Origin of the sequence: Vibrio sp. 1727 (assembly GCF_033344415.1) — a bacterium.
In the GTDB taxonomy this organism is placed as follows: Bacteria; Pseudomonadota; Gammaproteobacteria; order Enterobacterales; family Vibrionaceae; genus Vibrio; species Vibrio alginolyticus.
Genome location: NZ_JAWPOT010000001.1, coordinates 216,431 through 236,715, shown reverse-complemented (window position 1 = coordinate 236,715; position 20,285 = coordinate 216,431). Strand labels below are relative to the sequence as shown.

At 37.9% G+C, this 20,285-nt stretch carries 14 protein-coding genes and 3 pseudogenes; 4 read left to right on the top strand and 13 right to left on the bottom strand.

Features of this window, described 5'->3' with window-relative positions:
- The first annotated feature begins 2 nt into the window (after nt 1-2).
- On the top strand, nt 3-1,022 hold the full coding sequence (locus R8O10_RS01090; RefSeq protein ID WP_258512425.1) for an aldose 1-epimerase family protein: 1,020 nt from the start codon (nt 3-5) through the stop codon (nt 1,020-1,022).
- Nucleotides 1,023-1,555: 533 nt separating this feature from the next.
- On the opposite strand, the gene galU is transcribed toward R8O10_RS01090, so the two are convergent.
- The 12 genes and pseudogenes from galU to wecA all read right to left on the bottom strand — a co-directional run bounded on the left by galU (nt 1,556) and on the right by wecA (nt 14,394).
- On the bottom strand, nt 1,556-2,437 hold the full coding sequence (galU, locus tag R8O10_RS01085; RefSeq protein ID WP_318074024.1) for a UTP--glucose-1-phosphate uridylyltransferase GalU: 882 nt from the start codon (nt 2,435-2,437) through the stop codon (nt 1,556-1,558).
- A 32-nt stretch (nt 2,438-2,469) separates the two neighbouring features.
- On the bottom strand, nt 2,470-3,636 hold the full coding sequence (locus R8O10_RS01080; protein ID WP_318074025.1) for a nucleotide sugar dehydrogenase: 1,167 nt from the start codon (nt 3,634-3,636) through the stop codon (nt 2,470-2,472).
- 476 nt (nt 3,637-4,112) lie between these two features.
- Entirely contained in the window at nt 4,113-4,925 is an 813-nt protein-coding gene (locus tag R8O10_RS01075; protein ID WP_318074026.1) for a glycosyltransferase, read from the bottom strand.
- Nucleotides 4,926-4,950: 25 nt separating this feature from the next.
- Nucleotides 4,951-5,625 carry a CDP-alcohol phosphatidyltransferase family protein gene (locus R8O10_RS01070; RefSeq protein ID WP_318074027.1) on the bottom strand — a complete coding sequence of 225 codons (675 nt, stop codon included), beginning with the start codon at nt 5,623-5,625 and terminating at the stop codon, nt 4,951-4,953.
- A gap of 7 nt (nt 5,626-5,632) precedes the next feature.
- The gene (locus tag R8O10_RS01065) at nt 5,633-6,100 is read right to left on the bottom strand and encodes an adenylyltransferase/cytidyltransferase family protein (protein WP_318113814.1); all 468 of its coding nucleotides are present in this window, start codon (nt 6,098-6,100) and stop codon (nt 5,633-5,635) included.
- Between the two features lie 13 nt (nt 6,101-6,113).
- Nucleotides 6,114-6,995, bottom strand: a complete 882-nt coding sequence (locus R8O10_RS01060) for a glycosyltransferase family A protein (protein ID WP_318074029.1) — start codon at nt 6,993-6,995, stop codon at nt 6,114-6,116.
- Nucleotides 6,996-7,345: 350 nt separating this feature from the next.
- Nucleotides 7,346-8,224: a glycosyltransferase family 2 protein gene (locus R8O10_RS01055; protein WP_318074030.1), complete on the bottom strand. Its 879-nt coding sequence runs from the start codon at nt 8,222-8,224 to the stop codon at nt 7,346-7,348.
- On the bottom strand, nt 8,217-8,906 hold the full coding sequence (locus R8O10_RS01050) for a hypothetical protein (RefSeq protein WP_318074031.1): 690 nt from the start codon (nt 8,904-8,906) through the stop codon (nt 8,217-8,219). Before R8O10_RS01050 ends, R8O10_RS01055 begins: the two co-directional genes overlap by 8 nt.
- A 511-nt stretch (nt 8,907-9,417) precedes the next feature.
- Nucleotides 9,418-10,317, bottom strand: a complete 900-nt coding sequence (locus R8O10_RS01045; RefSeq protein ID WP_318074032.1) for an ATP-grasp fold amidoligase family protein — start codon at nt 10,315-10,317, stop codon at nt 9,418-9,420.
- Nucleotides 10,304-11,533 (bottom strand): oligosaccharide flippase family protein, encoded by a 1,230-nt coding sequence (locus R8O10_RS01040; RefSeq protein WP_318074033.1) that lies wholly within the window; start codon nt 11,531-11,533, stop codon nt 10,304-10,306. Before R8O10_RS01040 ends, R8O10_RS01045 begins: the two co-directional genes overlap by 14 nt.
- Nucleotides 11,534-11,590: 57 nt before the next feature.
- Nucleotides 11,591-12,705 (bottom strand): annotated as a pseudogene (locus tag R8O10_RS01035) (ISAs1 family transposase).
- A 609-nt stretch (nt 12,706-13,314) separates the two neighbouring features.
- Nucleotides 13,315-14,394 (bottom strand): UDP-N-acetylglucosamine--undecaprenyl-phosphate N-acetylglucosaminephosphotransferase, encoded by a 1,080-nt coding sequence (wecA, locus tag R8O10_RS01030; protein ID WP_065274082.1) that lies wholly within the window; start codon nt 14,392-14,394, stop codon nt 13,315-13,317.
- A 1,142-nt stretch (nt 14,395-15,536) separates the two neighbouring features.
- Here wecA and R8O10_RS01025 point away from each other — a divergent pair.
- Entirely contained in the window at nt 15,537-16,853 is a 1,317-nt protein-coding gene (locus R8O10_RS01025; RefSeq protein WP_318146049.1) for an MBL fold metallo-hydrolase, read from the top strand.
- Nucleotides 16,854-17,092: 239 nt separating this feature from the next.
- Entirely contained in the window at nt 17,093-18,100 is a 1,008-nt protein-coding gene (locus R8O10_RS01020) for a sugar transferase (protein WP_017820724.1), read from the top strand.
- Between the two features lie 606 nt (nt 18,101-18,706).
- Here the strand turns inward: R8O10_RS01020 and R8O10_RS01015 are convergent.
- Nucleotides 18,707-18,842, bottom strand: a pseudogene (locus R8O10_RS01015) (IS66 family transposase); the annotation flags it as partial.
- Nucleotides 18,843-20,042: 1,200 nt separating this feature from the next.
- Between R8O10_RS01015 and R8O10_RS27900 the strand changes: the two are divergent.
- Nucleotides 20,043-20,165: pseudogene (locus R8O10_RS27900) on the top strand (IS481 family transposase); the annotation flags it as partial.
- Between the last annotated feature and the right edge of the window lie 120 nt (nt 20,166-20,285).

Genomic DNA, 20,285 nt, shown 5'->3' with positions numbered 1-20,285 from the left:
TCATGTATACCATTCCATTAAGCAAAGCACAGTTTAAACAACAAGAAGAGATCTTAATTCAATCTGAACACTTCAAAGTCTCAGGGTTTAAATATCAATCAGGGATTGAAGCTCTAAAGATTGAAAATACGCAAGGATATCTGACTATTCTTCCCTATATGGGCCAAATGATTTGGGACGCACAATTCTTAGGTGAAGATCTGTGTATGAAGAATATGTTCTCAGAGCCAAAACCAAGTAATGAAATAGTGGCTACGTACGGATGCTTTGCTTTTCATTCAGGCTTAATTCGTAACGGCTGTCCTAGCCCAGAAGACGACCACCCACTGCATGGTGAAATGCCGTGTGCGAATATGGATAAAGCATGGTTAGAAATCGATGAGCATCAAATCACCATAACTGGTGAATATGAATATGTAATGGGCTTTGGCAACCACTATCTGGCCACCCCCTCAGTTTCAATCAAGAAAGATGCCTCTATATTTGAGATTAAGATGAAGGTCCAGAACTTAGCATCGGTTCCTATGCCACTTCAGTATATGTGCCACATGAATACGGCATACTTCCCACAAGCCAAGATGGTGCAAAACATACCCGCCAGTGCTGTCAAGTTACGTGAATCTATCCCAAGCCATGTAAAACCAACACCACAATGGCTCGACTTCAATGAAGCGTTAAAAATGCAGGCGTCACCTATTGAGCAGCTTACTACACCAGAAATGTACGATCCTGAAATCGTCTACTTTATGGACAATTTGTCTCAGTACACAAAGGAGGCGAAGTTTGAAGTGGATATAGCGAATGGAAAAAGATTAATAACCCGATTCAATACTGCGGAACTCAACTACGCAACACGCTGGATTTTGTACAATGGAGACCAAAAAGTAGGGGCTTACGTCCTGCCTGCAACCTGTCGGCCAGAAGGTTACCTGTCTGCTAAAGAAAATGGAACATTGATTCATTTACAGCCAAAAGAAGTAAGAGAGTTTACTGTCACGACAGGTATTGTTCAGACGAAGTGATAAAGATAGGTATGGTGCTTGGATGTGGGGAAAAATTAACTGCTTACCTTACAATCGATCAAAACTGGCGATCGGCACCCAGGCTCACATCAATAGATAAATAACTTAATAATCAATACTTTAAACTATTTCAAATCATACATTACGTTGCGAAATAAAGTTTAAATGGCAGGACGTTCGTTACTGAGGAAGGGAGCTCCTTGAGCGGTATACTTTAGGCCCCAATAGGTTCGTATTCCCAACCTATTGGGGCCTAAAAGCAACAAAAAAGTGTCTCACTTCTGTCTCACCACTGAGACGGAGGCTACGCTAACACTCTGTTAATCGAAGGCAAAAAAGGATCACCAACGATCACCCCCAAGGGTTTTGACGATTGGGGTTTCAATTTTGGCATGGCTGGTATTCCTCAAAAAACAGAGGTAACAGTGCGGTAAAAAAGCGCAGCGAGATCCGATGGCCCACAAAAAGAGAAGGAAAGAGGAAGGAGATAAGAAGAGAGAGCACCAACCGTTAAGTCGGCGCTCTGAATAAAATTAGGCGACTTCAGCCTCAAGCACCTTTTGCTCCGTTTTCTGAGGCGTCGCTTCTGAAGGCTGCTTGTAAATGTTCTCATAGCAATAATTGGTGGCTTCAATATAGCCTTCCACACTACCGCAATCGAAGCGTTGACCTTTAAATTTATACGCCAACACACAGCCAGACTTCGCCTGTTTCAGCAGCGCATCCGTAATTTGGATTTCACCACCCTTGCCAGGTTCGGTTTGTTCGATCAGATCAAAAATATCTGGCGTTAAAATATAGCGACCGATGATCGCCAAATTACTCGGCGCCGTCCCAGCTTCCGGTTTTTCGACCATGTCATCCACACGGAATAGGTCGTCTTTGATCATTTCACCAGAAATCACACCGTACTTATGGGTTTCAGATTCTGGTACTTCTTGTACAGCCACGATTGAGCAGCGAAACTGATTGTACAACGCCTTCATTTGAGCCAAAACACCTCGGTCTGGATTAACACAGAGATCATCCGCCAAGACTACGGCAAATGGATTGTCACCGACTAATGGACGCCCCGTTAAAATCGCGTGCCCTAACCCTTTCATTTCACTTTGACGAATGTAAGTAAAGCTTGCCGTATCAATCAGTGAACGAATATCCGTTAGCAGGGATTCTTTGCTGGTACCGCTAATTTGATGCTCGAGTTCATAGTTTTTATCGAAGTGATCCATCAACGCATGCTTACCGCGACCGGTAACCACGCACATATCGGTCATACCCGCTTGAATCGCTTCTTCCACACCGTATTCAATCAGCGGCTTGTTCACCACTGGCATCATTTCCTTTGGCATGGATTTCGTCGCAGGAAGAAAGCGGGTTCCGTATCCTGCAGCTGGGAATAGACATTTTTTAATCATAATTTTTTCTAGCCAATTGTTTGTTTTTTGTATTAGTCGTTGCCAAATAAGTCGCGAGTATAAACCTTCTCTGCGACATCGCTAATTTCATCCACCATACGGTTAGATACAATCACATCACTAGCCGACTTAAATTGCTCCAGATCGGTAAGAACCAGCGAGTTGAAAAACGTTGTCTCTTTCAGTACTGGTTCATAAACCACCACTTCAATACCTTTCGCTTTCAGACGCTTCATCACCCCTTGAATCGAAGATGCACGGAAATTATCAGACCCCGCTTTCATTACAAGACGATAAATACCGACACGTTTAGGGTTATGTTTCAAAATAGAATCCGCAATGAAATCCTTACGGGTGGTATTCGCATCGACAATCGCGCCAATAATATTGTTCGGCACCTCCGCATAATTCGCGCGAAGCTGTTTGGTATCTTTCGGTAGGCAGTAACCACCGTAGCCAAACGACGGGTTGTTATAATGATTACCAATACGAGGGTCTAAACTAACCCCTTCAATAATCTGACGTGAATTCAGGTCATGTGTTTCTGCGTAACTATCGAGCTCGTTGAAATAAGCGACACGCAGTGCCAGGTAAGTATTAGAAAAAAGCTTAACCGCTTCTGCTTCAGTAGAATCCGTAAAAAGAACTTTGATGTTCTCTTTCACCGCTCCTTCCACTAACAGGCTCGCAAAGACCTCAGCGCGTTCACTTCTTTCACCTACGATAATACGAGAAGGGTGAAGGTTGTCATATAATGCTCGGCCTTCACGTAAAAACTCCGGGGAGAACATCAGGTTTTCACAACCAAGCTCCTCTTTAATACGAGCCGTGTAACCGACCGGAACCGTCGACTTAATCACCATAACCGCATCAGGATTAATTTCCATCACATCTTTAATCACTGACTCTACTGACGAGGTATTGAAGTAATTGGTTTTAACGTCATAATCGGTCGGCGTTGCAATCACGACAAAATCCGCATTCTTATACGCAAGCTCTTTATCCAAAGTAGCGTAAAAGTTGAGCGGCTTATTCGCCAAAAAGTCTTCAATCTCAGCATCCACAATCGGAGATATCTTGTCGTTTAATAGCTGTACTTTTTCTTGAATAACATCTAAAGCAACGACTTCATGATGCTGCGCGAGTAACATCGCGTTTGATAAGCCTACGTAGCCTGTACCGGCAATCGCTATTATCATTTTTCCTAGTCCAAACCTGTTTAACTTTTTATATGTTTTTTCTTATGAGACATATTGGGCTCCCGTTAAAACAACAGGATAACGTTTTGGGCATCGTGATTACAACGGGCCACTTAGATTTACAATAGATAATGACCGGCTTCCTGTATAGCCAGAAATCGATCGCTGCTGTAATGACCTATTGGGGGGGAGAAAACAACTACCTAAGAAACGTTTCTAAACATTATCTTACGCTAAGAAACGATGAGAAGTAACTAGCTGATTATTTGAGACTAAATACAATCACAAGGATCCCCAATAGTTATGACAACTGGGTAATATTCTCGGTTGACACTACCAACAAAGTACAAACGAAAGTGACTTAAATATAGACTCCTTTGCATCACGCCATTCGAGATAACACCCACAAAACATCCCGAATCAGGAGGCCAAATTCACTATGCACTACAAGATTCAAGTAATCTAGTACCATTAACTCATCGTAGAGATTTATATAATAATCTCATTATCGGTAAGGGGAGCAAGTGAAAAATAAAACGATAGAACAGAGAAGTAATATTCTTAATATTAACAGCATTCATTGATTTCATATGTTTAAAACGAAGCTTTACCTCACTAAGAGACTTTGATAGACCTCGTCTACGACTTACAGTATTCTCGTTCATTTTGTAATGAATCAATATATCGGGCAAATTAGCAAACTTTTTACCCGCCTCTAGTAGAATGAACCATAATGCCATATCTTCTGTAAAGGAGGTATGAATAGGATACCTATAACCTTCTTTGAAAACTGAGGAGCGAAACATTACTGTTGGATGAATAAATGGGCAACGAGCAACACTAAAGCTTTTCAGTTCGTCATGCTTTAGTGGGAGGCGTTTATAATCTATTGAAAATTTAGCGCCAAACTCACGACAAGCTCCCCCTAAAACATCAACCTCAGGATTATTTTTCATAAAGGTAACTTGTTTTTCTATTCGATCACGAAGAGATATATCATCACTATCCATACGAGCGACATAGGTATAATCTGAGCCACTAACAATGTCTATCAAACTATTTAGTGCATGGCTCAAGCCTTTATTTAACGAACTTTTTGAGACGTAAATATTTTCTTTATCTGAAAACTTAGCTACAACTCCTTCTAATTTTTTAGGTAGTGGACCATCACAATAAATAAACAGATCACTATCGTAAGTTTGGTTTAATATACTGTTAATTGAAGCTTTAACTTCTTCCGGCGAGTCCTTTCCATAGACACTCATGATAACTGCAACTTTTTCTGACATAAATAACTCAAGAATAAGGACGCGATTAATTATAGCTAAACTTTTTGTAAGTAATAATTAAATTGTAAACTAATAATGAGAAACATAGTAAACAATAAAAAATCATAACATAATTTTGAAAATCAAATGCAAAAGAAAGAGAAATAATAACTAGCATATTTCCCGTATCTAAAGTTTCGTATGGAATCTTTGCTAACTGAAAAATTATACTATTATTATTTTTAGCAAAACCTTTCAATTCTGGGAAATACAAAGGTCTTATTGATGAAACCATAGCATAAGCAACTATTGCTACAGAGCCAGCAATAGAAATATAAGGCAAAATACCTATTTCTATACTTTTAACACAAATCAATGCTAAAAAGATCGTACTAACTATTCTATCGATTACTACATCAAAAAAAGCTCCGAATCTTGAACCAGTTTTAGTAAATCGAGCCAATGCACCATCAGTGCAATCTAAAGCATAACTTAATAGCCATAATAAAGCGGATGAATAGTACTGTGAGTTATAAAAAAAATAAGAGCCAACTAAGAAGGTCAAAAATGACAGTAGCGTTACACCATTTGGTTTTATATTTAGCTTATAACAGGCATATGTTAAAGGTAAGGCTATGTTTTGGTGTATATTTCTAACAGTCCACAATGAGACGTCAGATTTAAATTTTGGGTATTCTCTTGAAAAATCTAATAATTTCATATTTCACTTAACTAGCAGAAATGGTTTTAACAAGACCTATAATATCATGAAGTGATGACTCTATTCTATCTAGGTCACCTTTTGATATTGAAGACAATGTTCCTTTAATTTTAGTTGTAGATATATCTTTAGTTCTTGGGAGGTAAACAACACGGCATTTATCTTCTAAAAAGTCGAATTCTCCCTTCCAGTCATCACCTATCGCAAATATATCTGCGTTATATTTGACTACATCATCAACTTTCTGTTCCCAATTATCTTCCTTGAATACGAAGTCAACATATTTACAGGAACTAACAATCTCAGCTCTTTCCTCAAAAGAGAAAAATGAGGTCTTACCTTTAATTTCGTTGAACTCATCTGAAGATATACCAACATAAAGTTCTTTTCCTAGCTCTTTTAAGCGTTTTAATAACCTAACGTGACCTACATGGAATAAATCAAACGTACCATATGTAATTATTCTACCCATCATTTAACCTTGTACATTAATGGAAACTTCTTATTTTTTTTGAAATTGACACTGGGATCAACATAAAAAAACCTTTAATTGAAAAATTATACTTCAAAGAAATAATGGCATACTTCAACCGCTCCAGAGAAGAGTGTTTCGATGCTATCATCGCTACCCTTAAATAGCGCAAAGAAAGAAATTTTCGTTCAAGACCTAATTCATTTAGTTCTAGCTTATATTTGTTATACAGATAATTACCTGCATCAAGATATCTATGATAATTACTACTAACTTGGTTATTAGTACTATGAATTGTATAAATCAGATTTGCTTTATGATCATGCTTTACACGACAAACTGCTGATATTCTTAACCATAAGTCGTAATCTTGTAAAGCCTGTAACTCTTCGTCAAACCCACCGACACTTTCAAATACTGATTTTCGAACTGCGACACAGGAAGTGGTCCCAATTACATTTCCGAGACTAAATAGTGGCTTAATCACATCCCCTTCATATTTTGGTTTAGATACATAGTAAACTTCATCTAGTGACTCTGATTTAACGAGTTTCTTACCTGTATAAGCCAACCCAACTGACATATTCTCAAAGCACTTAGCTCTTGACGCGATACTTGTAGGAGTGAAAGCATCATCATCATCTAGAAAGAAAAGAAGTTCTCCTCTCGCACAATTCGCACCTTGATTTCTCGCGACATTACCACCTTTACTACATAAGTTGTTTATTACATCAATTTTTATCCCTTGCGAGTTTTCAAATTGTTCAGCTTCAACTCTGTCGCCACCATCATTAACAATAATAATATCAATTGGTTTTAATGTGTTCGCTACAACACTCTCTACAGCCCTATATAAAAAATTTTTTCTATTCTTAGTAGTTATAATTACAGAAACCATAGAACCCTTCATAATTTAAATAAATTTCATAAAATAATAAGTAATAGTACCTAACCATACCTTATCTTGATGAAAGCGTTGGTAGAGTGAGAAATAAAAGAATAATAATCAAGTGTCACTAAAAATTTAAGTTAGTATACAATAATATCCAGCGTTTAGTGGGATAAGTGCAAGCGGAGAGTGAAACACAACTAAACATACGATACTTATGCATAAGATGAGAAAGACACTTAACTTTTCATCTATACTGTAATAGCTATTGTTAGTGCTTAACACAAACAATCGATACTATAAATAATATTAACAACATCTTCTTTAATTCAACAGTTCTTACCTAACAGCTTATATTTTCATTTTCCACCTAAAAGCTTTCTAAGCCATCGATTTGGCATGACTTTCTGATTTCTAGTCAATATATTAAACAATAATAGTGGTGATTTTAAAATATTTGTTCTACAGCATTTAATGAAAAAGGAAATTAATGGCATTTGATATTTTATATGATTATTAGCAATTAAAAATTCGTTAACTCTAGTAGCAACATTATATCGACATATTAAGGACTCGAAACTCCTATTATTAGTTAAAGAATCAAGTGATTCGGTTACAGTATAGATTGATTTAGTAGATGCATGTATTCTATCAGACAATATCCCTGTTTTAACGGAAAACATAACATCGTTTGAATACATTACATCATCAAATTGTATATTATGCTGATCAATTAACTTTCTACTTATCAGTTTTGACCATGGAACGTTAAATTTTGTTCTTAAGTTCATTTCGCTATCGTAATCACCTTTGGTCAAATAATTATTAATTAACCTCACGTAATAACGATGCCGTATACCTTGATCATTAGTCAAATTATTAACGCTTGATGGATGATAATAAATCACATCACATTCAGCGTGTTGGTTTACATCATTTAATAGAGTATCAAAAGCTTGGGGCGTAAAATAGTCATCAGCATCAGCGAAAACGACCCATTTAGAATTAACCTTGTAAAGTGCCGTGTTCCTAGCTGAGCCCGCCCCTTTACTTTTGTTGTATAGTATTCTTACATTGCTTCGAGTGATAAACTCGGGATAAAAATACTCACTATTATCATCAACAACAATAACTTGTATTTTGTCATTCTCTGGGATTGTATTTATTAACTTGAGTAAGCAATCAAACGAATTATAATGTGGAATAATAACAGATATGATGTAGTCTTCTTTATCCATTAAATCTAATGCCTTTATTTGAAACATAACCAATAAATAAATATATATATGGTGAAGTGAAAGACCTAAATATATATATTTCTATTGAAAAAAAAACAAAACCCCAGAATATAGAGCCAAGATTATTTTTATTGTAAGCAAAAATCAATCCTATTATAACAAGTATGTTAATTGCTAAAAATGGGATCAGTCCAAATTGCCTATAATATGAAAATATATTATGTATAAAGGCTCCCCACCTTGGTTCATGCCAATAATCAGTATCAATAAGTAATTGGCCACCAAAATGGCCGAAAAATGGATTACTAAGAATATCATTAATACCAGCAAGGAACATAAGCTGCCTTTCATTTAATGAATTATCACCAGATAAACCATTTACTATAAGACTGTAAATCCTATTGTTTGAAAAATTTAAGCTTTCGACATTAACAGGATCAAATACATAATACATAATACATAACAATAATAGAAGCGATGTATACAATACAATTTTTGACCCTCCATTTTTTGAATGGAAACTATGTAATAAAATATAGAAAAATACCATCAACCCTAACAGAATGAAAACTGTTCTAGATATCAAAAAGAAAGACAGAATCCAAATAGAGAACAATAATACGAAGTTTTTTAATTTTTCTTTCTCTTCAGCCATATAAACAATTGTTGTTAGTACTATCATATCTGAGAACCAGATATATGAAGAGTGGAAGTCTGAAGATACAAAAGAGTTAATATTAATCCTTAACATAGAGAAATCAATATTAATTATTATCAAAGAAAATAACAACAATAAAATTATATACTTAAACTTCTCAGAAGCTGGACTATATATAGATAGATAGCATCCTAAAAAAAAGTAGAATACATAATCTACTAAATATGGCAGGTTATATTCGAGCGCTGATTTATAGTCTCCTCGAGTGTGCCCATATAGATCTAAATTATATATTATTTTAAACGCGAACGTTATAAATATCACACCAAATAGGACCAACCATTTCTTGTCAAAGTATTTATGATATATGAGTATATAAAATGAGGCACAAGTTGAAAATATAAACTTTATTAGATAAATAACAGAAAATATAATAGGGACACTAAAGAGACCTTGATAATAAAGAAGACGAACAACAATAAATAATGGTAGCGTAATAAATAAAACTATCTGAAATAATACTTCATTCATCCGATTAATATTTAGATGCATTATTTACCTTATATAACCAATTATTTTTTAGATCTAGTTCCCAATAACTCCCCCATAACAGATCATCATCTTGCGAGGAAAATTTTTCTAATCCTCCGCCATGAGTTTGTGTTAGCTCGCCAAAGTAAATTTTTCCTTCAACGTTGTATAAATCAACCCTTATATAGTCAAAGTCAGCCGATAATGTCTTCGCTATATCCAGCATTTCACTAAAGTTATTAGGCTTCATTATATCTCCTGCATCAGGAATTGAGGGCTTTATTTTTATGTTCAACTTTTTCCAATTCTCATCATAAAATGCTCTTGAATGACCTTGATATCTATTGGTATCTATTTGAACAAATACCTTTCCTGAATTAAAACAATGAAACTTGTAATCATTTGGTGTTGTATCTTTCCTTCCTATGTATTTTTCCACCAATATTTTTCTATTGATCTTTGTGTAAAACACTTCATCAAAACTACCTTTATTCAAACTCTTTGCTAGCTCAAACTTACTTATAATATCCTCAACATCACAATTCATTTTGTCTTGAACAATTTCTATGTGAGAAGAGCCACTTCCATGATTAGTTTTTATTACAAATGAATTTGGAAAAGATTCAAAACATTCAACGTCGATATGCTCATACACACCAACAATATCAATTAAATACTGTTCACCCACTTTTTCTTTGACGTAATCTCTAACTGCCACCTTATCAGCAATCAGTGCCATAGCATCTATATTACCAAATTTCTTTTTGTAAAATATCTTCTCTGAGAATGTTTTCGGATGCTGAAGATCCAATTCATATCCATGGATTTTTCTAAAATAATATCCTTTCAATATTTTATGCTTTAATAGATCTTTAACCCTTCGTTCAAACTTAATACTTGTCATGATTTATAGCCTTAGAGAAAACCCAACATATTAATAGTATATTAATCACACAACTGATTACTGAAAATGATTGCACCGCGAATAGAGGATCTTCAAATACAACAGATATATAATAAAAGATTGCAACTCTAATGAACATTGTAATTGTTTCATAAAATAGATATTGCTTTTGAAGACCTAGTACTTGGATAGCCATAACAGATGGACGATTGATTAATGCAAATAATAACCAAAGGGACATCCAAGCCGAATAAGTACCTGAAATTTCCCACTTTTCACCAAAAACAATAATGAAAATATCTGGAGCAATTTGGGAGAATACAAAGAATGGAATTGACATTATAAGAAAAAGAAGTACTGTAACTCTTTTTATTTCAGGGAATATTTTCTTATTACATCTTTTAAGTTCACTGAGCTTAGAATAAAATACATCTCCTACAGATTTATTGATCAAATTAATTGGAACACCTATCACCATTCTAGCCAAAGAATAATAACCGCTAAAAACGACACCAAATTTTGAAGCAAGAATGATAACAGGCAAGCTCTGTGTCATTGCATTTAGTAGGACTTGTGGAGATTTATATAATGGAAAATTTTTGTATTTTTTTAAAACTTTAAGAGGCGTATTTTTTTGAAAACCATTAAAGTGAAAAATCACTTTCTTGTACCCATCTACTATAAAAAAAGACTGTATCATTGGGGTTAAAATAGATATTAATACTAAAACAAATGCTTCTGGATATATAAATGCAAACAATATTTTTGAAGCATTAATTATAAATGATGACGCAATAAATGACTTGGATATTTTTTTAAAATCTCCATGACGAATTATTTTATTTTGCTCAATTTGATATATTGTTGAAAAGTAAACACTCACGAATATAAAATATAAATAATAATCTTCCTGCCTGTAGAAATGTACATAAATTGAACAGAGCAATAAAGTCAAAATTGTCATTAAAATTGAAATGACTCTAGATAATGCATCTATATTTTTAATTTCTTTTTCATCTGCTATTACAATTGATGAAGGGAGCGTTAGTGATGAAATCGGATTAATAACATTTGTTATCGCCATAACAAAGCCTAATATACCGAAAGCTTCCGGTCCATATTGCCGAGTTATAATTGGCATAGAAAGAAAACCAATTAATTGTGCCCCAGCTGTGCCAGAAAGTAAAAATAGTATATTTGTAAAAAACTTGTTCATTTTTTATTCTTTTATTGCTATAGCGTATTGTTATTCAGGGCAAGATTCCGAAGCCCCTTAACCCGCAAGGACTACCGAAAGGTAACGGGTATTCCTATTTGCCTTTCGCTGTTTTCTTTCTAAACCTGCTTTAAAGGTTTTTTCATTAGTTAACATGTTGAACGCCATATGGCGGATCACCGCTAAGTTTTCACCAGCGAATTCTCGCTGAATACGGCATTCATCCTCATTCATGCCCACGTCCAAACGCCAGTACATTTGGACTTCTATACTCCAATGCGCACGAGAAGCTTCTAAAAGCTCTTGAGCTCCTAAGTCAGCAGAGCTGATGTAATACCGAATGCTCATAGGCTCTGCTGCCTTGTCCCCTTCTTGTCTAATCGAGGCTACCATGCCGATTGTCTTTAACTCTGCCCAATCATAAGCAATATCGTCCAACACAGACGTGTCATGGCACACGAGGGCTAAGCGTGTTTCTGTACGTCCATGACCTCGCTCCTGAATACAATCTTATCGCCATCATAGCCATTAATCATACTCGAGTTGCACGTCTTACTTATTGTCTGCTCGAGCTTTTCCTGATTCCCTTTCACTGCGAGAAGGTGATCGGCATCTTTATTGACGATTTGTTTTGCAATCTCTTTTTGGCATCCCATCGCATCTATCGTGACCAGTCAACCACGTAGGTCGAGTAACTTCAATAGCTCTGGGATCGCTTTAATTTCATTGGACTTTTCCGCTGTTTTACTTGGCCCAACACAAGTTGGTTCGCTGCAGTAAACGCACTCACCATATGAATCGCCGCTTTACGTTTATCCTTATCGTAAGTGCCTCGCAGCGTTTTACCATCAATCGCGATTACATCGCCTTTGGTGACCTCATGGCAATCTTTCATCCATGCTGAAAAGCATGCTTGCAAACGTTTGGGAGATATCATGTTGATGACTCGTGCTATCGTGTCATGAACCGGAATACCGTTTTCAAACCACCATATTGCTTAAGCCAATCAAGGTTATCTCACCGAAGTCTTGAATGCCCTCCCAGCCTTCAGAGCCGGCAATCACCGCCGCTACGGTTAGAAAAACGATATCAGTCAGCTTATGTTCTATCTTCCATGCTTGACGAGGGTCTTTGATATCTGAAATATGGTCCAAAAGGCTTAATCCGTTCATTGTGCTGTCATCGCTGTTGCAAAAACAGTATATGATCACAGCCAAAATTGATCGTCAAATCGATCTAAAAACTATTGCAATTCATCTTACTACAAGGTAAATATCATTAGACCCCTTATGCGCCGTCAAGCCTTTTACCACAAGGGTTTCTCATGATCTTGTCCTGCCTGAGCATGTTCGTAATTTTCCCCTGCCCTACTTAAACATAACCTTCATACAATCAGTTTAGTTTTGTAACAAAACCAAGGTTATATTACATGTAAATAACCAATGGCTAGGTGCTTGCTATGTTGATAGATAATATCCTGCTCTTTTTTTACACTTTACTACGCTTCATTAACCATGTAGAGAGGTGCGACAAACTGTCAAAAAGAATGCGTAGTGAAGATAGAAATGCTCTCACCAATACTTCAGATACTTATCATGAAAGGAGAATTGACCATAAAGTTTAAAAGGGGGATTATCGTAATTGAAAAACAAATATCTCAGATATTCCCCATGCACTGAGACACTCATCATTCATTTTGAGACAGTCCATTTCACCTATCTCATTGTAATACCTTGTTTTGAGTGTTTTTCTCTTACCCGCCCCAATAGGCTTTTTAACTTCTACTTAGACGTAAACTGCAGTCCTAAAGTATGAAATAGCTTATTGAACCAAGAAGAAATGCGCCAAATATGGCTAATTACCGAAAAATAGCACGTAAACAAAATCAAGAAAGCAATAAACATTATTGATTCACTAATGCCAACAAAATCAGCCCACAAACCGATAGCGGCACAAGTTGATGCCAACGAACAGATGAAAATTAACGTAGCACCTGGAGAAAGCCCGATACGCTGACAAATATGATGTAGGTGCTCTCTGTCTGGTTGGAATGGTGACTGACCTTTACGAATACGACGGATCATAATGGTTGCCATGTCCATCAACGGTAAAGCTATCAACCATAGTGCTGTGACTGGCTTGAAGGCTACAGCTCCTGGTTCTTGCGTGCCGCGAATCAGCATCCAGACCACGGTAAAGCCGATAAACATACTGCCTGCATCACCCATGAAGATCTTAAAGCGGCGACCAAGTGGGAAACCTAAGTTCAGGAAGATATAAGGGAGCATCGCAGTCACGATCAATAAACAGATCGTGGCTAAGTATTCGTTTCCGTTGTAGACAAATACAACACCTAATGCTGTAAAGGTGACAGAGGCTAACCCGCCCAGCAAGCCGTCTATACCATCAACCATATTAAATGCGTTAATGGCGCCTATTACCGCAATCACGGTGATCACCGCGCCAGTAACTTCATTCAGGGCAATGGTTTCGCTTCCCATTAAGTAGCCTAAATCGTGTAAGCTGTGGCCTCCGATGTAAATCATCGCAAGGGATATTCCTGCTTGGATAATAAGGCGAATTTTGAAACTTACATCATAATAGTCATCTAATGCGCCGAGCACGATGAGTACAGCCGAACAAGATAAGTAGAGTGATAGGTTGTCATTCATTGGTAAGAACAGAAGGAACCCCACCAATATAGTAGAGAAAATGGAGATCCCTCCTACAAGTGGCACCACACCTTGGTGAAGCTTTCTTGCATTGGGTTTATCTACTAGACCTACGTGCTTAGCGACCTTGCGCATAACAAAAAGTAGAACGAACGACAAAATAAATACAAATAAATATGCATTATTCATGATAGCCAACTGTGTTATTAAATAAGTTTGAAGTAAATCTATAACGCATCCGACTGATTCCCTTTACGGATTCCATTGCATCACAGGTCCGATACTGCTGATTCTTTTTCGCTCATATCCGAATAAGCCGAACCCAAGAACAAGCAGGTGATTTTTTGGCGTGACAAAACCACATTAGACAACATGGGTTGTAACGCACAGCAAACGCTAATTTTTAATATTGATATGTAAGTAACTGAATCACTCCGATACTCGCTCATGACGGTCACGGGTTCATAGCTTTTTATAGGCAGGCCAAATACAAAGCTTGTATATGCTAACTAACGGTTTGGGCCGACAGTTAACTACTTCTACACGCTTAGTGCTTGGTTTTGATAGGTATGAGAAATGGAGATTTAAATTGTAACCTATGCCTAACCAACATTTGCTCGCCACTTTGTTAGCTTTGAGCGTCCCTCTGACAAAAGGGAATTACATAAATTTGTAATAGTTCTCGTTTTTTATAAATCAATCTTGCCAGAAATGCACTTAGGTGCTTATTATTATTGAACATTCTTTAGTTTGACCTCTTTCTTTTATTAGGAAGGAGGCTTCACCGATGATTTGGGCACGCTACCGCCCCTAGGTCTGGCTCCTAGAAGCAAGTTTTTGCACGTAATGTGAACGGTTGCATTTCCAAACAGGAGACGAATTGTATAGTAAACACGTTGCAACTAAAAGTAGAACGTGTAAAAAGCTTACAAAAAAATGTCTTTTTTCTGACACTTATTCCGTCATAAATGTGGCGTGTTTTATAAGATTATAATTATCAGACACTCATTTACGCAGCGAGCACTAAACAGCCAGTGACGCTGATTCCAAAAGCTTAAATGAAAATAGTTGCAATAATATGAATTGCATCACAAGCGGTTGCAATGAAACGTAGTCAAATTTATGACGAATATCTAAGTCTCTCTAAACTTTCGGTTTTGCTGTTTTCTAACTCTCATTATCCTTGCCTACAATACGCTCACTTATTCATCACTTTCTGCTTACCTTGTTCATTGCGCGATTGACTGAGCCGTCTTTACGTCGCGAGGTGTCGCTATATAAAAGCAAATACTCGTAAGCGTGGGTTAACAAAGGAAAGGCGTCGTTTCGTTATGAAAGTACTGCACCACGGTGGGAAAAATACGGTTACTGGCTCTTGTCACGAGCTCGTATTACAAAATGGAAGTGTGCTGATCGACTATGGTTTGCTACAAGGTCAAGATAATGCTCAGCAGGAGAGTTTGAATATCGACTTTTCTATCTCTGATCTCAAAGCGGTTGTTCTAACCCATTCTCATATCGATCATGTTGGTCGGCTACCTTGGCTATTGGCTGCAGGTTATAAGGGGCCTATCTACTGTACGGAAGCCACCGCTGAGCTCGTACCGCTTATGTTAGAAGATGGATTAAAGCTCCAGTTAGGCATGAGGCGCCATCAAAGGGACAGCTTGCTCGATTTTATTCGAACGCTTATTCGCCCTTGCTCTTACTCCCAATGGATAGAGATAGAAGAACATACCTATCTTCGCTTTCAACCAGCAGGACACATTTTAGGGTCTGCATATGTTGAGTTTCATTTATCAAACAATGAAGTTGTTGTGTTCTCAGGGGATTTGGGACCTCGTAACACGCCTCTCCTACCTGACCCGGTATCGCCTGAAAAAGCAGACTATTTGTTTATCGAGTCAACATACGGCAATAAAGTTCACGAAGATGTTGAGTCTCGTAGTAGGCGATTGCTTTCTATTGTTGAGCATGCACTTCAGGATGGTGGCGTAATTGTTATACCTGCTTTTAGCGTCGGGAGAACTCAAGAGTTACTGTTTGATATAGAACAGCTTATTCATGAGCACGCCTTGCAAGATTCTCTGCCTATTATTCTCGATTCTCCTTTGGCTAAAAAGGTAACTACTACCTATAGGCAATTTAAAAAGCTTTGGGGAGCTGAAGCGAAAGAGCGGCTCGAGCATCACCGACACCCTCTTGCGTTTGATCAATGTATTACCATCGAAAGCCACACTGACCATTTAAAGCTCGTCAATCGACTCGCGAGCACGGCAGAAGCTGCTATCGTGGTTGCGGCCTCTGGTATGTGTGAAGGTGGACGTGTCGTCAATTATTTAGAAGCATTGCTGCCAGATAAAAGAAATGATGTTTTATTTGCAGGCTATCAAGCAGAAGGGACGTTAGGTCGGCGAATTCAGGATGGAGAAGAGAACATACTGATTGAAGGAAGGCGCGTTAGAGTGGAGGCTCAAGTACATACCATGTCAGGTTACTCTGCACATGCGGATAGGGACGATTTAATACAGTTTGTTTCTGGTATTCCTACTCCTCCGAAAGAAGTTCACCTTATTCATGGTGAACAAGAGTCGAAAAGATCGCTTTATCAACAACTGATAACCCTCGGATATAACTGCGTTATATAGTGAAATGAACAATCATTTAATTTCGAGGCAATATAATATATCGCAAACATAGTTTGTCGAATTCATTGATATAGTTACGTCAAGATTCAAAAACAAGTCATGAACAAGGACTCAGGTTCAAGAAAATTAACAAAGTTATGAGCATGTTCTGGATTCAGGGATATAATTTCTATACGAAATAAATTATAATCGCCGATTTGTAAGCAATTGGCTAGTCGATAACAACTTATTCCATTCCTATGACAGACAGTATGAGCGACACGCTTCAAGAACGAGAAGCTTCTGAATTAACTAAGCATAATTCTATCAGCATAACATCAGCATTGGACGAGTTATCCGCAAGTGAATCAAATGCTTGCCTTTATATCTACTGTCCAAAAGAAGACGAAGCAAAAATTGCTCAAGTACTTAAGAGGCATCCTGAGATTAATGCTCAGGTTAATAACTATTCTCTTAGAGACTTCAAGAGCAAAACGCTTTGCCACTTCAAAAGCTCGCATCTAGATCCTGAACAGCAAGCGTTTCTTGTCGCGGCGACAGAGCTAGGTGCTTGGGTTGAGCCATTAGTGAGCTATTTTGACCGTTCACTCGGATATACTGAAACGGAGCTTTTGCACAGCGGCTACTTCTTACACCAAAAAGCTTTTTCTATCCTTTCTAATCGCAAGAACAGCTGGCAAAAACGCTTCATCGATCTGTTGTTTGTTTTCATGCTGTCATGGGTTGCTATTCCAGTAGGGCTTATTACGGCACTACTCATTAAGCTTGAATCGCCAGGTCCGGTATTCTTTAAACAGCGTCGTACCGGCCAGTATAATGAAGAGTTTGAAGTGATTAAGTTTCGCTCGATGCGGAACGATGCAGAAAAGAACGGAGCCCAATGGGCAACAAAAAATGACGCGCGCGTAACGAAAGTCGGCTGTTTTATTCGTAAAACTCGCATTGATGAGCTCCCTCAGTTAATCAACGTACTAAAGGGAGAGATGTCGATGGTTGGCCCTCGCCCAGAACGTGAAGTGTTCATCTCTGAGTTGGAAAAAGCCATTCCTTACTATCGCTTTCGTCACGCCGTTAAACCTGGGGTCACTGGCCTAGCTCAAGTAAAATATCCTTACGGCGCATCGGTAGAAGACGCTATTTGGAAGCATAAATACGATGTCTACTATATCAAACACCAAAACTGGATGATGGAAGTGAAGATTCTTTTCCTTACAGTCAAAACGGTGTTATTTGGGATGGGTAGGTAAAAGCCGTCAACGGGTTTATAAAGAGGGTATTTTGTATTTCATGACAGTGCTTCTTTAATAAGGTAAACCCAGTATGTCTTAGCTCAGATCGGAGCTGCCCTTTCAGTTTGAAAAAAAGAGAGTTATCCACTTTGATTAAAGATGCTTAATCTGAAACCAAAGGCAATAAGATTAAAGGTAGCTCTCATACTTCTTACTAACAATACAATATTCGAACACGAAACTGGCCTTCCCCATCTTGAAGAAGACCTCCGCAACGTATCAAAAACCTTAAAGTAATGGGTGTGTCCAGATACACTTTCTACGGTTAGTAAGAGCTCGTCGCAACCGGTGGTATCGATGTTCTAATTCACCAAAGCCAAAGGACACCAAACCTGAAGGATAGTGTCATAAGTGAAGCTAAACAGCCCGTTCTTAAGTACGTCATTGACTTTCCAGTTCACCAGCAAGTTCAAACGAGCGCGAGCTATGCAAATTCGATATATTCATCTCGTAAACGTCCCATAAAACATGGGCGATAATGCTAGTGGAGTTCCGAGCTCGGAGTGTATAGATAACAGTCTCGGATTTAGTCACCCTAATACAACAGAGCATCTAGTAATATAGGACCAGACCGTTTACTTTCGCAGTATCTATGATACTGTAAAGCATCGCGGTCGCTTTACGGCGTTCTAAAACAGCCGTTTTTTTTGCCAATGACCAGCGGTTTAATTGCACGTTCATAGCGATTGTTGTCGATAGAATAGATAAGTGAACATCATCAATGTAGCAAATGCACTTCGGCTATTCCTCTCGCGTTTACCTTATCTTATTACTTAATGGATTAGATCTTACAACTTGTCGGAACCTCATCCAGTATCGGCTTAATATTATGTTGACGTTCTTCTTTCGTTTTTCGGAAGATGCATCTTTGGAGAGTCACTTTACCCTACGGAGCTTCTGGGTTGTAGACTGAGCTTTATCCGCATTCCCTTTCCCTTGAAGCTTCTTAGCCTCGATGAGCTTACATCGTGCATCTGCCAAGCAACCGACATTTCTGATAAAGCATGCTCTTTGCATGTTTCAATGAGCGAATGGCTCCTACTAAGAAATTTATCACCTGCTGCGGCAATCTCTCCAAAGCTGATTTTCCTTTAAGTCACAAAGTCTCTCAAATTTCTCTCAGCTTCATTATTGGTTAAGGGGTTTGACGTTTCCTTTGGGAAACCCCATAATCTCTCTATGTTTGAGCAGCAGTTTGAATCTTCCCGGCATCATTTGACCATCACACATACTTCTTTTACATAACCAGTGGTCGAACAATTTTGTTGCTTGTGCACCCGGCTCATATATGGGCAGTATGACAACAATACCTGTATAGCTTTCATCTACCATCTCTTTCGCTGTTGAGGTCGAGAACGAATAAAGAATTAGTTCAAAGAAAAAATTATCACTGACCACTGACCACTGACCACTGACCACTGACCACTGACCAACACTAACTAAGGCTTTCCTTATCACCTAGGTGATGAGAGATTTTATCAGCATGAATCAAAAGCGCTCGCTTTATTACTTGATGCCATAGCGTCTGCATTGAAGCGACTTTTGTTTGTGCTTCACCAATCGCGCTAACAGAAAGCGTTGTGTCGAGCTGTTCTTTGAACGGTGATTGGATTTTCGCAGGCTAACGTAATATTGTCCCTTAAGAGCGCCAATGTAGTCCAATAAATTGGGACCGACAACACTTTAAAATACTTAATATCAAAGACTTATTCTAAGCAACAAGGGATACCATGAACATCGATGTCAGACTGAGTGCGATTAAAAACGAGTATCAGGGAAGCAATCGATAATGATGTCCATGCCTATTGATGGGGAGAGTTTTTGTGGATACCCTGTGTGGTCTCAAATTTCAACCACGCGAAAGCTAAAGCGATATCGTCGTAGATAAATGCTATCTGCACGCTTCTACAAGACCATATCCAATGAGTTCTACCAAGTGACACTCAGAAATAAACTGTATTGTTCAATGGAAGAATTACAAAAAGATTTAGATGAATGGATGGAGCAATACAAGAGTAATCGTAAAAAAGGTACTGCCGTAGAACACCTGTAGAAGCATTAGAGATTGGGTAATCAGTCTGGACTAAACAAGATCTAGCCCAGATGTAATCTGACAAGCACCGAGCCAACAAGTGGGCAGTCT